Here is a 12,516-nt window from a genome sequence, read left to right as displayed (position 1 = left end):
TAACACCACAGTGTGGTGGCGATAGCGAGAAGGATACACCTGTAACCATGCCGAACACAGAAGTTAAGCTTCTTAGCGCCGATTGTAGTGAGGGGTTGCCCCTTGTGAGAGTAGGACGTCGCCACGCGGGTATTATTCCGGCATAGCTCAGTTGGTAGTAGCGCATGACTGTTAATCATGATGTCGTAGGTTCGAGTCCTACTGCCGGAGTTCTCATTTTGTGAGAAAGAGTAATGAGCTTCTTTCACTCTGGAGAGTTGTCCGAGAGGCCGAAGGAGCATGATTGGAAATCATGTAGATGGTTTACACTGTCTCAAGGGTTCGAATCCCTTACTCTCCGTAACATTTTATCTGGCCCGTTGGTCAAGCGGTTAAGACACCGCCCTTTCACGGCGGTAACACGGGTTCGAGTCCCGTACGGGTCATTAATTGAATTAATGGAGGTTTAGCTCAGCTGGGAGAGCATCTGCCTTACAAGCAGAGGGTCAGCGGTTCGATCCCGTTAACCTCCATAATGAACTGGTTCCGTGGTGTAGGGGTTAACATGCCTGCCTGTCACGCAGGAGATCGCGGGTTCGATTCCCGTCGGAACCGTCGTTCTTTTCAATTAATACGATTAATTATATATTGGCGCGGTAGCTCAGTTGGTAGAGCAACGGATTGAAGCTCCGTGTGTCGGCAGTTCGATTCTGTCCCGCGCCACCATGGAGGAGTAGCGAAGTGGCTAAACGCGACGGACTGTAAATCCGTTCCTTAGGGTTCAGTGGTTCGAATCCACTCTCCTCCATTATCTAGGGGCATAGTTTAAAGGTAGAACAGCGGTCTCCAAAACCGTTAGTGTGGGTTCAATTCCTGCTGCCCCTGCCATGGCGAATGTGGCGAAGTGGTTAACGCACCGGATTGTGGCTCCGGCATTCGTGGGTTCGATTCCCATCATTCGCCCTTCTTATTGGGGTATAGCCAAGCGGTAAGGCAAGGGACTTTGACTCCCTCATGCGTTGGTTCGAATCCAGCTACCCCAGTTTCTATAATTTATTCTTTATTTTATAGACTGATAATAGTATAATGGCGGTATAGCCAAGTGGTAAGGCAGAGGTCTGCAAAACCTTCATCACCGGTTCAAATCCGGTTACCGCCTTAGTACTAATAAATCAACTTGCCGGCGTGGCGGAATTGGCAGACGCGCTGGACTCAAAATCCAGTGCCCGTTGAGGGCGTGCCGGTTCGACCCCGGCCGCCGGTATTGACTAAGATGAAATCATCTTAGTTTTTTATTGAGAAATTAAATAACATTATTTATGATGGCGAATGTGGCGAAGTGGTTAACGCACCGGATTGTGGCTCCGGCATTCGTGGGTTCGATTCCCATCATTCGCCCTTCTTATTGGGGTATAGCCAAGCGGTAAGGCAAGGGACTTTGACTCCCTCATGCGTTGGTTCGAATCCAGCTACCCCAGTTGCTTTACAAAATTTGCCGGCGTGGCGGAATTGGCAGACGCGCTGGACTCAAAATCCAGTGCCCGTTAAGGGCGTGCCGGTTCGACCCCGGCCGCCGGTATACTGACTATCAAATTACGAATTTGATAGTCTTTTTTTTCGTTTAGTAATGACTTAATATCAATAGTGCTGTTTTAATTGAATCACCTTGAGGAAACGTTTCGGCATTTCCTCTTTTTATGTTATTAAATAATTTCACAGAGATTTTGCTGGATCAAAACTCATAGGATTTAAAGCTGTTGCTAGCGGGGGATTGGTGGAAACTTTTGCTAAGTTAATTGGTTAAGTTTAGCATAGGAAAAGTTTTTGAGTGAATTGAATAAAGAGCGAAGGGATAGATAAGAAGCGATATATATCCTGACAGAATGTAAAACAACAAAGTACGAAAGTGTGTGAACAAGATCGTACTTTGTTGTTTTTAGTATTATTCATTTTCTATTTTTGCAGCTGCTTCAAAACCTTTCAGCATACGATTCAAACCGTCTGCAAGTTTTGCTTTTGGACAGCCGATATTCAACCGTAAAAATTGAGCACCGTTACCACCATAAATAGTACCATCCATGATAGCTACTTTTCCCACAGAAACCAGTTTCTTCCTTAAGAGTGAAATATCGGAAACTGCTTCTGATAGATCAAGCCACATCAAGTAGGTCGCTTCTATTTCGGCAACTTTGATAGCTGGCAGATTTTTTTGTAGAAATGCTTTTACGTACTGCTGGTTCTTCTCCAGATAACGGTTGAGATCATCCACCCAGTATCCGCAAGACTGATACGCACTCATCGTAGCTAACATACCAAGCACATTTGGAGAAGATAAGCCATCTGCGTTCTTTGATTTTTTCTGGAAGGTTTCTCTCAACTGCGGATCTGGGATCAATGTATAAGCAAAGGTCAATCCAGGAAAGTTGAATGTTTTGGTCCCGCTAGTAACAATAGCGATTTGTTCGTAAGGAAAGCGCGTAACAGGCAAATGGGTTTGTTCTCTGCCTGTAATATCCATGTGAATCTCATCAGATAATAAAAAGACCGAATATCGTCGGCATAAAGCCACGATTTTTTCTAATTCCCATTGTTTCCATACTCTTCCTGTTGGATTGTGAGGAGAGCAGAGGAGGAGCAGTTTGTTTTCTGGTTGTGCTAATTTCTGTTCTAAATCAGTGAAATCGATTCGATAATAATTATTCTCGTAAATCAATTGGTTCTCTACTAGCTGTCGTTCATTGTCCTGGATGACTTTAAAGAAAGCATCATAAGCAGGGGTTTGCAGGATCACGCCTTGGCCTTTCTCAGTGATCAACTGGATAAAAGCAGATACTGCATAGATGACGGTTGGAGTATACATGATCCAGTCTTCATCGATCTTTGTCTCAAAACGGATTTGATACCATCGTTTGATTGCTTCCTTCAGTTCATAGTGATTCCAGCGAGTATAACCGAAAACTGGATGTTCGATTCGTTTTTTTAATGTTTCAAGCACTTCTTCAGGGATCATGAAATCTGTATCTGAGATTGTAAAAGGGAGTAATCCTGGTTCCCCAAAACGATCTTTTACATAGTCCCACTGCGTGCAGTACGTTCCTGTTCTATCAATGATGGTATCAAATGACATCATATTCACCTTCTATCTTTTTTTCATGTTAGCCTAGGATAGTATCCAACTGGTTACGTACCGTCGTGACTTTCGTTCCGATAATGACTTGTACGTTTTGCTGATCGAGATGGACGACCCCTAAGGCACCCAGCTGTTTCAGCTTTTCGTCATCAACTTTGTTTGCATCTGCTAAGACCAGACGCAAACGCGTAATGCAGTTATCTAAAGACTGGATGTTTTCTTGTCCGCCGAGTGCTGCTAGAATCCCTTTTGCATCATATCCGCCAGTTTTACGAAAGTTGACTTCTTGATCGGTATAGACTGTTTCAGCGATCATTTTTTCGCGTCCAGGTGTTTTCAAATCCAATTTTATAATGACTGTTTTGAAGACAATATAGTAAATACCGAACCACAAAGCACCGACAATGATTACCCACCACCATTTTGTATCGTTTCCCTGAAGCAGACCGAAGATCACAAAATCGAGTATCCCGCCATCTGTATTGCCGATCACTACACCGAGTAATGCCATGACCATAAAGCCGAGACCAGTCATGACTACATGGAAAAGCCACAGTAGCGGACTGATAAACAAGAATAAAAATTCGATAGGCTCTGTAATCCCTGTCACTGCTGTTGCAATCACGCCAGAGATCAGCAAACCTTTGATTTTATGCCGATTTTCTGTGGCAGCTGTGCGATACATCGCTAAAGCAGCGGCTGGTAGACCAAAGATAAAAGTCGGCATTTTTCCCTGAGATAAAAAGGCTGTTGCACTGGGAGAGATAGGCAGATTGTTTTGTAATTCTGCATAAAAAATATTCAATGCGCCAAACACTTCTTTTCCATCAATAATGGCCGAACCACCTGCCTCTGTAAAACGGATCATCGATACGAGGATATGGTGAAGTCCAAATGGTAAAAGCAGACGTTCGCCTGAACCAAACAAGAAAGGACCGAGAATCCCAGAACGCTGGATGAGCTGACCAATCGCGGTGATTACCAAAGCAAACAAAGGCCAGATCAATGGAATGATCAAACCGATAATTGATAAAACCAAAGAGGTGATGATCGGGACAAACCGAGCACCTGAGAAAAAAGCAAAACTATCGGGTAATTGGACAGTATAGAATTTGTTGTGTAGCTTATAGACGATGATTCCGGCAATGATCCCCCCAAGAACGCCCATTTCGATCGTTTGGATACCAAATACCATACCTTGTCCAGATTCCCGCAAGTGATCCACATCTGCCAAGCGATTCGTTAGCACTAAATAAAAATTGATTGCTAAGTTCATGACAGTATAACCGACAAAACCAGAAAAAGCGGCTACGCCTTTTTCTTTGCGGACCAAACCAAGCGGAATCGCCATGGCAAACATGACTGGTAGATAAGTGAAGGCAAAACCGCCGACCGTAGACATGAATTGGAACAATGCTTTTACTGCCGGATGTCCTAAAAATGGGAGAGTCTCGATCATAGATTCACTGGAAAACGAACTTCCTAAACCTAGAAGGATGCCCATAAAAGCTAATAAAGCAACAGGAAGCATAAAGGTTTTCCCTAGACCTTGGAAAAATTCCCAAAAAGTCGATTTCTTTTTCTTTGTATCCATTGTTTCTTCCTCCATTTCTTATTCAGATGACTTCAAGTTCTCAAGAATGATTGCGTTTTCAATCGGTGAGTTTATTATAGCTGACTCGGTAGAATAAAAAAGAGGAGACAGGGATTCTGTATCCTCTTACATAATTTCGTAAGTTGTTTCACTTGATTTGACAAGATACTTAGTTATTTCTCGTTCCTCCGTTGGGCATACACCATCAAAACAGTATCAAATAAACAAATGACGGAGATCCTTGAATTCAGATCCACTTGGTTATGATATCGACTGGTTCCTTTTGCAAATAATGAAATGGTTGATAATGCTTCTAATTTACTTCCTTTAGTGGAGATGATACTGATCATGGGTATGTGTTGTTTTCGAGCAATTTGTGCATAAGTAAGGATGCCTTTCGTTTCCCCTGTGAAGCTGACGAAAATAGCTAGATCTTCTTGAGTCAAGTTACTTACTGCAGCTTCTTGTTCGTCCCAATCTGAACGGGCAAATGCTTTTTTTCCTAAAAAAGTCAGTTTTCGCGCGAAATCTGTACAAATAGGAAAACTGCCGCCTAAACCAAAGACTTCGATTGTATTTGACTGATCGATCATCGTCACCATTTGACTGACTTTTTCTTCATTCATTTGCTGGAATGTTTCCGTGACATTTGAAATGATTTGATTCGTGATCGTTTGAAAACTGCGGGCGTCTCCTTCTTGCTCCTCTAGATGGTTTGCCTGATCGATCGCGTATTTGAGTTCTTTGAATCCTTGATAACCTAAATGTTTGGCCGTACGGGAGATCGTAGCAGTCGAAACATACAAATCCGAAGCGGCATCATAAATCGTTTTTGTCCCGATAGCAGAGCGATGGATGAGGATATAATCCAGCACTTCATTTTCGGTTTTGCTCAAAGAGGGACGCTTCTTTTCAAGTAAAGCAAGTAAACTATTGCTTAGCATGGCCCAGACTCCTTTCAGTACCCAATAAAACCGATAATTAAGACGTGTTGTCTTTTTACGATGAATCATAATCCATTCCATTATATAGCGCTTCCAAAGTGATGTATAGCTAATAAATGATCTCAAATCCATTGGGTTGTTCAGGAATAGCAAGTATTTTTATAGATAGAGCAGATTTTCTCCAAACACCACTTCCTTAGCGGATTGCTTGGATAACGCTTGCTCATTTCAATTAGCTTACTTGGATGATTTTCACTCCCGTATTTCTGATCCCCTCTAATACTTTTTCAGAACAGAATTGATCGGTAATCAAGTAATCGAAAACAGAGAGATCGGCGATTTTAAATTTTGAGGTCAGACCGATTTTACGATGGTCGGCGACTAGGATCTTACACTTGATCGTTTTACTAATCATCATTTCATTGATCGTCGATTCATTTAAGATTTTTGTCGTGACACCATGCGCTACATCGACTCCGCTGCACCCGATCACACACACATCTGCATTGATCGAAGAGATCGTATTCAACGCGATATCTCCGACTAAAGCTTCTTTAGGAAAACGCATTTCTCCGCCAGTCAAAATATAGCTGCAATTGTCTCTGTGTATAGAATAATTGACTTTTACATTATTTGTGACGACTGTCAAATGGTTCGAGCGGATAAAATCCAGTGTCTTCAATGCGGTTGAGCTGGAATTGATGAACAAAGTATCATAATCACTGATGTATCTGCTGGCTTCTCTGGCGATGGCCTGCTTGATCCTTTCTGGACCGGATTGATCAAAATCAGTCTTGTTTTGGTAATTATAGGAGCAGAATCCGTAATTACGGATGATCTCGTTTTTTTCTTCTAACAGATTCAAATCCCTGCGTATCGTACTGATGGATACACCGAGTGACTCAGCTAATGCAAAAGTAGACATCTGCTCGGTTTGCTGAAGTAATTCCAAAAGATCTTGTTGCCGTTTTTCAATGTTGACGAGTGAATTTTTCATCGTATCTCCTCCAATAGCACGTATTCTTGCATAAATGATTTTATTTGACGAGTTGTTCATTTAAAAAGCTGTGATTGTTTCTATTATACTGAAACATTCATTGGAATCAGAAAAGAAAATCATATAGAGGGGAAACAGTCATATAAAAGGGTTTTCATAAATTCAAATACGCATTAAGATTTATTTGTAACCCAGACTAACTAGATGGAAGGAGTAAAGAAAATGGGTAAAACGATCAATGAAGTCACAAAAGAAAGCTGGATATTGGCCACATTTCCTGAGTGGGGCACTTATTTGAATGAAGAGATCGAATCAGAAGAAGTCAAAGAAGGCACTTTTGCGATGTGGTGGTTAGGTTGTACAGGCATCTGGCTGAAAAGCCATGAAGGGACAAATATCTTATGTGATCTATGGTGCGGAACCGGGAAACGCAGCCATGGGAATGGGAAGATGAAAATAGGACATCAGATGATGCGGATGAGCGGAGTGCAAAAGATGCAACCCAACTTGCGTACGCAGCCTTTCGTCATCGATCCTTTCGAAATGAAAAATGTAGACGCTTTAATCGTCACTCATATCCATTCTGATCATTTAGACATCCACACAGCTGCAGCCGTACATCAAAATTGTCCTGAAGCAAGATTCATTGGACCGAAAGAAGTGGTCCATACTTGGCTGGCATGGGGCATCCCCGAGGAAAAGACGATCATCGTGAAGCCAGGCGACAAGGTCCAGATCAAAGATATCAACGTGATCGCCTTAGAAGCGTTCGACCGGACTGCTTTAGTGACTTGTGAAGATCCTGAAATGAGCTTGAAAGGGAAAATGCCTCAGGAGATGGATCAAATCGCAGTCAACTATTTATTTGAAACCTCGGGAGGGAATCTTTACCATGCAGGAGATTCCCATTATTCCAACTTGTTTGCGAAACACGGAAATGAATACACGATCGATGTCTGCTTAGGTGCTTATGGAGAAAATCCGAGGGGGATCACAGACAAAGTCACGTCAGTCGATATGCTGCGTATGGCGGAATCATTGAATGCAAAAGTAGTGATCCCTATCCATTACGATATCTGGTCGAATTTCATGGCAGATCCAAAAGAAATCACTGAGATCTGGAAATTCAAAAAAGATCGGCTGAAATATGCGTTCAACCCTTATATTTGGCAGGTAGGCGGGAAATTCATCTATCCGACAAACAAAAATGATCTCGAATTCAATTTTTACCGAGGGTTTGAAGATGTCTTCTCCATCGAAAATGACACGCCGTTTCCATCATTTTTATAAGTAAGGGGTGCTTTTGATTGTTGAATTACTTTTTTGATCATCAGCTGATCCGCTATTCCGACAAAGTGATCACTGACTGGCGAGAAGCTATTAGAGAAAGCTGTCTTTTGTTGCTTGATCAGAAAATCATCGATGAGACATATGTGGCAGAGATCATCCATTGTGTGGAAGAATATGGGCCTTATATCGTGATCGTGCCTCAAGTAGCGATGCCTCATTCTTCTGAAAATAGCAAGGGAGTATTTGGAACAGCGATCTCCTTTACGAAAATGAAACAGCCGGTACGATTTGAAAGCGACGATGGAGAAAAATTTGCTACACTGTTTTTCACACTTGCTGCGAAACAGGTAGAAGAACATATAGAAAACATTCAAAAATTATCCGAATTATTGATGACAGAAGGACTGATTGACCGTCTGATGGCGACGAATTCGATCGAAGACTATCAAGCTGTGATGCAAGAGTACGACTAATTGACAGGGGAGAAAAAATCATGGGGGAATTTTTGTTACGCATCTGGACATATTTTGCAACGAATATTTTGACACAGCCGGCCTATCTGATTGGTTTCATCGTGTTACTAGGCTACATCTTGCTGAAACGACCGCTTTATGAATGTATCGCAGGATTTCTGAAAGCAACAGTGGGTTATTTCATTTTGACGGTTGGCTCGGGCGGGCTAGTCAACAATTTTCGCCCGATTTTAGTTGGATTGAAGGAACGGTTCAATCTGGACGCTATGGTGACTGATCCGTATTTCGGACAAAATGCCGTGGATGCTGGATTAATGGAGATGTTCGGGCGTACATTTGGGGATGTGATGATTTTATTATTGATTGCATTTGTTTTGAATATCTTACTTGTCAGATTCCAGAAATATACAAAGCTGCGGGCCGTTTTTACGACCGGAAATGTCCAAGTCCAGCAGGCAGCTACAGCTTTTTGGATTTTATTGTTCTGTTTCCCGGATCTAGGCAGAGTCGAAGTCCTGATCTTTATGGGACTGGTCCTAGGCTGTTATTGGGCAGTCGCTTCTAACTTAACAGTGGGGATCACGCAAGAATTGACAGAAGGTGCTGGTTTTGCAGTGGCGCACCAGCAGATGTTCGGGATCTTCATCTTTGCGAAACTAGCGGAATGGATGAAAAAACGCGACAAGAAGAAAAACAGATCCCTTAAGCAGGATAAAAAAATCGAAGATCTGAAATTACCGGGGTTCTTGTCGATATTCAATGAAAATATGGTTGCTACTTCTTTACTGATGTTATTCTTTTTCGGGATCATCTTGCTTGTACTGGGGGAGGACTACTTGATCCAGGCGGAGTTTATGCAGAAAGGGCAAAGTTTTCTATTTTATATCATGACCACTTCACTGAATTTTGCTGTCTATCTGGCGATCTTGCAGCTAGGTGTTCGGACGTTCGTTGATGAGCTGACACAATCTTTCCAAGGAATCTCGAATACGATTCTACCTGGGGCAGTTCCGGGGATCGACGTAGCTGCTACTTTTGCTTTTGGTTCGCCCAATGCGGTAACGATTGGTTTCTTGTTTGGTGCATTAGGTCAATTTCTGATGATTGGTCTACTGATTTTATTGAAATCACCGACGATCGTCATCGCTGGTTTCATCCCATTGTTCTTTGACAACGCAGTCATTGCAGTCTATGCCAATAATCGCGGCGGGATCAAAGCAGCCTGTCTGTTCCCGTTTCTCTCGGGCATGATCCAAGTGGGTGGTTCAGCATTATTCGCCACATGGATCGGGATGTCGAGATATGGTGGTTACATCGGGATGTTCGATTGGGCAACGGCTTGGCCAGTATTCACAGTGATCATGAAAGTATTGGGATATGCTGGAATCGCCTTAGTTGTCATCGGTTTGTTACTCATACCGCAATTACAATACCGGAAAAACCCGGAAGGCTATTTCCTGATCGTAGAAGACTACGAGAAATATGTAGAGAAGCAGCAAGCATAAAAAAAGCTGATTATTCAAAATGGATGGAGGAATGAAAATGAGGATACTAGTCTCATGTGCAAATGGATCTGGTACAAGCTTGATGATGATGAGAAGTGTCGAAAAAGCGATGAAAGAATTAGATATACCGATCACCAAGATCCATCATTGTGCGATCTCAGAAGGAAAAAGTTCAGCGACCCAATATGATGTCGTATTTACACCAGTAAACTTTTTATCTATGTTCACACAGGCAGAGAAAAAAGGCATTACAGTCGTTGGGATCAAAAACGTCATGTCAGCTAAGGAGATCGGAGAAAAATTTACCGAAACAGACTTGTATAAAAAAACGAAGTAAAAGAGGAAGTAAACATGAGTAGACCAAATTTGCAGATAGCATTAGATCATAATGATCTGGAACACGCATTAGCGGATATTTTTAAAGTAGGTGATGAAGTAGATGTGATTGAAGTAGGGACGATCCTTTGTCTGCAAGAAGGACAAAAAGCGATCCGGTGTATCCGAAGTATGTTTCCGCATAAAAAACTGGTCGCAGATACGAAGTGTGCAGATGCTGGCGGGACGGTTGCGAGAAATGTGGCGGAAGCTGGTGCTGATCTCATGACAGTCATCTGCTGTGCAACGATCCCGACGATGCAAGCAGCACAAAAAGAAGTAGGAGAATTACAAGTCGAACTTTACGGCGACTGGACGTATGACCAGGCAGACGAGTGGCGCAGGATCGGTATCAAACAAGTGATCTATCACCAAAGCCGAGATGCTCTTTTATCTGGCGGGACTTGGGGAGACAATGATTTGGCGAAAGTCAAAAGACTGACTGAGATGGGATTCAAGGTTTCCGTCACTGGCGGACTCGATGTGGAAACATTGGAGCTGTTCGAAGGAATCGATGTGTACACGTTTATCACTGGTCGAGGGATTACAGCTGCTGATGATCCGATGAAAGCTGCACAGCGATTCAAGAAGGAAATCATTCGTATCTGGGGGTGAAAACATGGTTCAAATCGGAATTTACGAAAAAGCATTGCCAAAAAATATCTCGTGGAATGAACGATTTTCCTTAGTAAAGGAAATGGGGTTTGATTTTATCGAGATGTCGATCGATGAGACAAAAGAGCGACTTGCGCGTCTGGACTGGTCAAAAGAAGAAATCGCTGAATTGAGAGAAGAGATGTTCCATTCAGGCGTACGTATCCATTCGATTTGTTTGAGTGGCCATCGGCGGTTCCCGTTTGGCTCTTCTGATCCCAAAAAGAAACAAAACGCTAGAAAAATGATGGAAAAAGCGATCCATCTTGCGCATCAATTGAATATCAAGATCATCCAAGTAGCTGGATACGATGTTTATTATGAAGAAAAATCAGTGAATTCCCGAGAAGATTTCATCGAAGGACTGAAGGAAAGTGTGAAGGAAGCATCTAAATATGGCATCATTCTTTCGATGGAAATCATGGATGATCCTTTCATGAATTCTATCTCTAAATTTCTAGCGATCAAAGCACAGATCCATTCCCCGTATCTCCAAGTTTATCCGGATCTAGGCAATTTGTCTGCCTGGCCGGAAAATGATCCAGCTCATGAACTTGAAAAAGGGATCGATTGGATCACTTCGATCCATTTAAAGGACACTTATCCAGTGACAGAAGAATCTCCCGGACAGTTTCGTGATGTCCCTTTCGGCAATGGCTGCGTTGATTTTCTAGGATTGTTTAGAAGTTTGAAACGCTTGGGCTATGAAGGCACATTTCTGATCGAGATGTGGAGTGAAACAAGCGGGGATTTCCAGACAGAAATCGAGCAGGCAAAAAAATATCTGTGTTCAAAATTGAAGGAGGCTGGTTATGATGTGGTATGAGGAAAAGATCGCAGAAATGAAACAACGTGTCTTTGAAGCAAATCTTGCGTTGCCCCGTTATGGGTTAGTCAAATTGACTTGGGGGAATGTCAGTGAAATCGATCGTACTCTAGGCGTCATCGTCATCAAGCCAAGCGGCATCAAATACGACGAGATGCAAGTGGAGCAAATGGTCGTGACGGATTTATCTGGAAACGTGCTAGAGGACATTCATTTGAGACCCTCTTCAGATTTACCTACGCATATCGTTTTATATCAATCCTTTGGACAAATCAAATCGATCGTGCATACGCACTCCACGCATTCGGTCATGTGGGCTCAAGCAGGTCGTGATCTGCCAGCTTATGGCACGACCCATGCCGATACTTTTTACGGCAAGATCCCTTGTACACGTCAATTGACGAAAGAGGAGGTAGTAGAAGAATATGAAGCCCAGACAGGACATGTGATCGTTGAGACTTTCAGGAAAAGAGAATTGAACGCAGACGAGGTTCCCGGTGTACTTGTCTATGGACATGGACCATTCACGTGGGGAGATACACCCATGAAGGCAGTAGAAAACAGTCTCGTCTTAGATGAAATCTGTCTGATGGCCAAAGAAACTGAGCAGATCAATCCGGATATATGCGACATCCCTCCATATTTGCTAGATAAACACTATTTTAGAAAACATGGAAAGAACGCGTATTACGGTCAGTAGAGATTTGACGCTAGAGCAGTAGAAAAAAAGCCGATTAAGTGACATATAA

General features: G+C 42.6%; 11 protein-coding genes, 15 tRNA genes and 1 rRNA gene. 23 read left to right on the top strand and 4 right to left on the bottom strand.

Features of this window, described 5'->3' with window-relative positions:
- The first annotated feature begins 11 nt into the window (after positions 1 to 11).
- The 16 genes from rrf to G7Y42_RS10220 all read left to right on the top strand — a co-directional run bounded on the left by rrf (position 12) and on the right by G7Y42_RS10220 (position 1,558).
- Positions 12 to 127, top strand: a 5S ribosomal RNA gene (rrf, locus tag G7Y42_RS10295).
- A 9-nt stretch (positions 128 to 136) separates the two neighbouring features.
- Positions 137 to 210, top strand: a tRNA-Asn gene (locus G7Y42_RS10290).
- Between the two features lie 41 nt (positions 211 to 251).
- Positions 252 to 340 (top strand) — tRNA-Ser (locus G7Y42_RS10285).
- 13 nt (positions 341 to 353) lie between these two features.
- Positions 354 to 425 (top strand) — tRNA-Glu (locus G7Y42_RS10280).
- A 14-nt stretch (positions 426 to 439) separates the two neighbouring features.
- Positions 440 to 512 (top strand) — tRNA-Val (locus tag G7Y42_RS10275).
- Positions 513 to 521: 9 nt separating this feature from the next.
- Positions 522 to 594, top strand: a tRNA-Asp gene (locus G7Y42_RS10270).
- 35 nt (positions 595 to 629) lie between these two features.
- Positions 630 to 705 (top strand) — tRNA-Phe (locus G7Y42_RS10265).
- Between the two features lies 1 nt (position 706).
- Positions 707 to 787 (top strand) — tRNA-Tyr (locus tag G7Y42_RS10260).
- Between the two features lie 6 nt (positions 788 to 793).
- Positions 794 to 867 (top strand) — tRNA-Trp (locus tag G7Y42_RS10255).
- A 2-nt stretch (positions 868 to 869) separates the two neighbouring features.
- Positions 870 to 942 (top strand) — tRNA-His (locus G7Y42_RS10250).
- A gap of 8 nt (positions 943 to 950) precedes the next feature.
- Positions 951 to 1,022, top strand: a tRNA-Gln gene (locus tag G7Y42_RS10245).
- 45 nt (positions 1,023 to 1,067) lie between these two features.
- Positions 1,068 to 1,138, top strand: a tRNA-Cys gene (locus tag G7Y42_RS10240).
- A gap of 20 nt (positions 1,139 to 1,158) precedes the next feature.
- Positions 1,159 to 1,243: transfer RNA gene (locus G7Y42_RS10235), tRNA-Leu, on the top strand.
- 61 nt (positions 1,244 to 1,304) lie between these two features.
- Positions 1,305 to 1,377 (top strand) — tRNA-His (locus G7Y42_RS10230).
- An 8-nt stretch (positions 1,378 to 1,385) separates the two neighbouring features.
- Positions 1,386 to 1,457 (top strand) — tRNA-Gln (locus G7Y42_RS10225).
- 16 nt (positions 1,458 to 1,473) lie between these two features.
- Positions 1,474 to 1,558: transfer RNA gene (locus G7Y42_RS10220), tRNA-Leu, on the top strand.
- A gap of 363 nt (positions 1,559 to 1,921) precedes the next feature.
- Here G7Y42_RS10220 and G7Y42_RS10215 read toward each other — a convergent pair.
- The 4 genes from G7Y42_RS10215 to G7Y42_RS10200 form a co-directional block, all read right to left on the bottom strand.
- Complete coding sequence (locus G7Y42_RS10215; RefSeq protein ID WP_165005801.1) at positions 1,922 to 3,106, bottom strand: MalY/PatB family protein; 1,185 nt, start codon at positions 3,104 to 3,106, stop codon at positions 1,922 to 1,924.
- Between the two features lie 28 nt (positions 3,107 to 3,134).
- Positions 3,135 to 4,703, bottom strand: a complete 1,569-nt coding sequence (gene malX, locus G7Y42_RS10210; RefSeq protein WP_165005802.1) for a maltose/glucose-specific PTS transporter subunit IIBC — start codon at positions 4,701 to 4,703, stop codon at positions 3,135 to 3,137.
- A 173-nt stretch (positions 4,704 to 4,876) separates the two neighbouring features.
- Complete coding sequence (locus tag G7Y42_RS10205) at positions 4,877 to 5,647, bottom strand: MurR/RpiR family transcriptional regulator (RefSeq protein WP_165005923.1); 771 nt, start codon at positions 5,645 to 5,647, stop codon at positions 4,877 to 4,879.
- A 232-nt stretch (positions 5,648 to 5,879) separates the two neighbouring features.
- Positions 5,880 to 6,644 carry a DeoR/GlpR family DNA-binding transcription regulator gene (locus G7Y42_RS10200; protein ID WP_165005803.1) on the bottom strand — a complete coding sequence of 255 codons (765 nt, stop codon included), beginning with the start codon at positions 6,642 to 6,644 and terminating at the stop codon, positions 5,880 to 5,882.
- Positions 6,645 to 6,866: 222 nt separating this feature from the next.
- On the opposite strand from G7Y42_RS10200, the gene ulaG reads away from it, so the two are divergent.
- The 7 genes from ulaG to G7Y42_RS10165 are packed head-to-tail and all read left to right on the top strand — an operon-like array spanning position 6,867 to position 12,467.
- Positions 6,867 to 7,934: an L-ascorbate 6-phosphate lactonase gene (ulaG, locus tag G7Y42_RS10195; protein ID WP_165005804.1), complete on the top strand. Its 1,068-nt coding sequence runs from the start codon at positions 6,867 to 6,869 to the stop codon at positions 7,932 to 7,934.
- Positions 7,935 to 7,951: 17 nt separating this feature from the next.
- Positions 7,952 to 8,407: a PTS sugar transporter subunit IIA gene (locus G7Y42_RS10190; RefSeq protein ID WP_165005805.1), complete on the top strand. Its 456-nt coding sequence runs from the start codon at positions 7,952 to 7,954 to the stop codon at positions 8,405 to 8,407.
- 20 nt (positions 8,408 to 8,427) lie between these two features.
- A complete protein-coding gene (locus tag G7Y42_RS10185; protein ID WP_165005806.1) occupies positions 8,428 to 9,912 on the top strand; it encodes a PTS ascorbate transporter subunit IIC in 1,485 nt (494 codons plus the stop codon).
- A 37-nt stretch (positions 9,913 to 9,949) separates the two neighbouring features.
- The gene (locus tag G7Y42_RS10180) at positions 9,950 to 10,249 is read left to right on the top strand and encodes a PTS sugar transporter subunit IIB (RefSeq protein ID WP_165005807.1); all 300 of its coding nucleotides are present in this window, start codon (positions 9,950 to 9,952) and stop codon (positions 10,247 to 10,249) included.
- A 14-nt stretch (positions 10,250 to 10,263) separates the two neighbouring features.
- A complete protein-coding gene (locus tag G7Y42_RS10175; protein ID WP_165005808.1) occupies positions 10,264 to 10,902 on the top strand; it encodes a 3-keto-L-gulonate-6-phosphate decarboxylase UlaD in 639 nt (212 codons plus the stop codon).
- Between the two features lie 4 nt (positions 10,903 to 10,906).
- Positions 10,907 to 11,767, top strand: a complete 861-nt coding sequence (locus G7Y42_RS10170; RefSeq protein WP_165005809.1) for an L-ribulose-5-phosphate 3-epimerase — start codon at positions 10,907 to 10,909, stop codon at positions 11,765 to 11,767.
- Positions 11,757 to 12,467, top strand: a complete 711-nt coding sequence (locus G7Y42_RS10165) for an L-ribulose-5-phosphate 4-epimerase (RefSeq protein ID WP_165005924.1) — start codon at positions 11,757 to 11,759, stop codon at positions 12,465 to 12,467. Before G7Y42_RS10170 ends, G7Y42_RS10165 begins: the two co-directional genes overlap by 11 nt.
- Positions 12,468 to 12,516: the final 49 nt, after the last annotated feature.

Source organism: Enterococcus sp. ZJ1622, from assembly GCF_011038845.1.
Classification (GTDB): Bacteria; Bacillota; Bacilli; order Lactobacillales; family Enterococcaceae; genus Enterococcus_B.
Note: the sequence above shows the minus strand (reverse complement) of the source record. Positions and strands in the feature narration are given on the sequence as shown.

Excerpts from the sequence above, each read along its gene's own strand:
- G7Y42_RS10200 (WP_165005803.1), bottom strand. The coding sequence starts at position 6,644 with ATGAAAAATTCACTCGTCAACATTGAAAAACGGCAACAAGATCTTTTG.
- G7Y42_RS10180 (WP_165005807.1), top strand. The coding sequence starts at position 9,950 with ATGAGGATACTAGTCTCATGTGCAAATGGATCTGGTACAAGCTTGATG.
- G7Y42_RS10185 (WP_165005806.1), top strand. The coding sequence starts at position 8,428 with ATGGGGGAATTTTTGTTACGCATCTGGACATATTTTGCAACGAATATT.
- G7Y42_RS10170 (WP_165005809.1), top strand. The coding sequence starts at position 10,907 with ATGGTTCAAATCGGAATTTACGAAAAAGCATTGCCAAAAAATATCTCG.
- G7Y42_RS10175 (WP_165005808.1), top strand. The coding sequence starts at position 10,264 with ATGAGTAGACCAAATTTGCAGATAGCATTAGATCATAATGATCTGGAA.
- ulaG (WP_165005804.1), top strand. The coding sequence starts at position 6,867 with ATGGGTAAAACGATCAATGAAGTCACAAAAGAAAGCTGGATATTGGCC.
- G7Y42_RS10205 (WP_165005923.1), bottom strand. The coding sequence starts at position 5,647 with ATGCTAAGCAATAGTTTACTTGCTTTACTTGAAAAGAAGCGTCCCTCT.
- malX (WP_165005802.1), bottom strand. The coding sequence starts at position 4,703 with ATGGATACAAAGAAAAAGAAATCGACTTTTTGGGAATTTTTCCAAGGT.
- G7Y42_RS10215 (WP_165005801.1), bottom strand. The coding sequence starts at position 3,106 with ATGTCATTTGATACCATCATTGATAGAACAGGAACGTACTGCACGCAG.
- G7Y42_RS10165 (WP_165005924.1), top strand. The coding sequence starts at position 11,757 with ATGTGGTATGAGGAAAAGATCGCAGAAATGAAACAACGTGTCTTTGAA.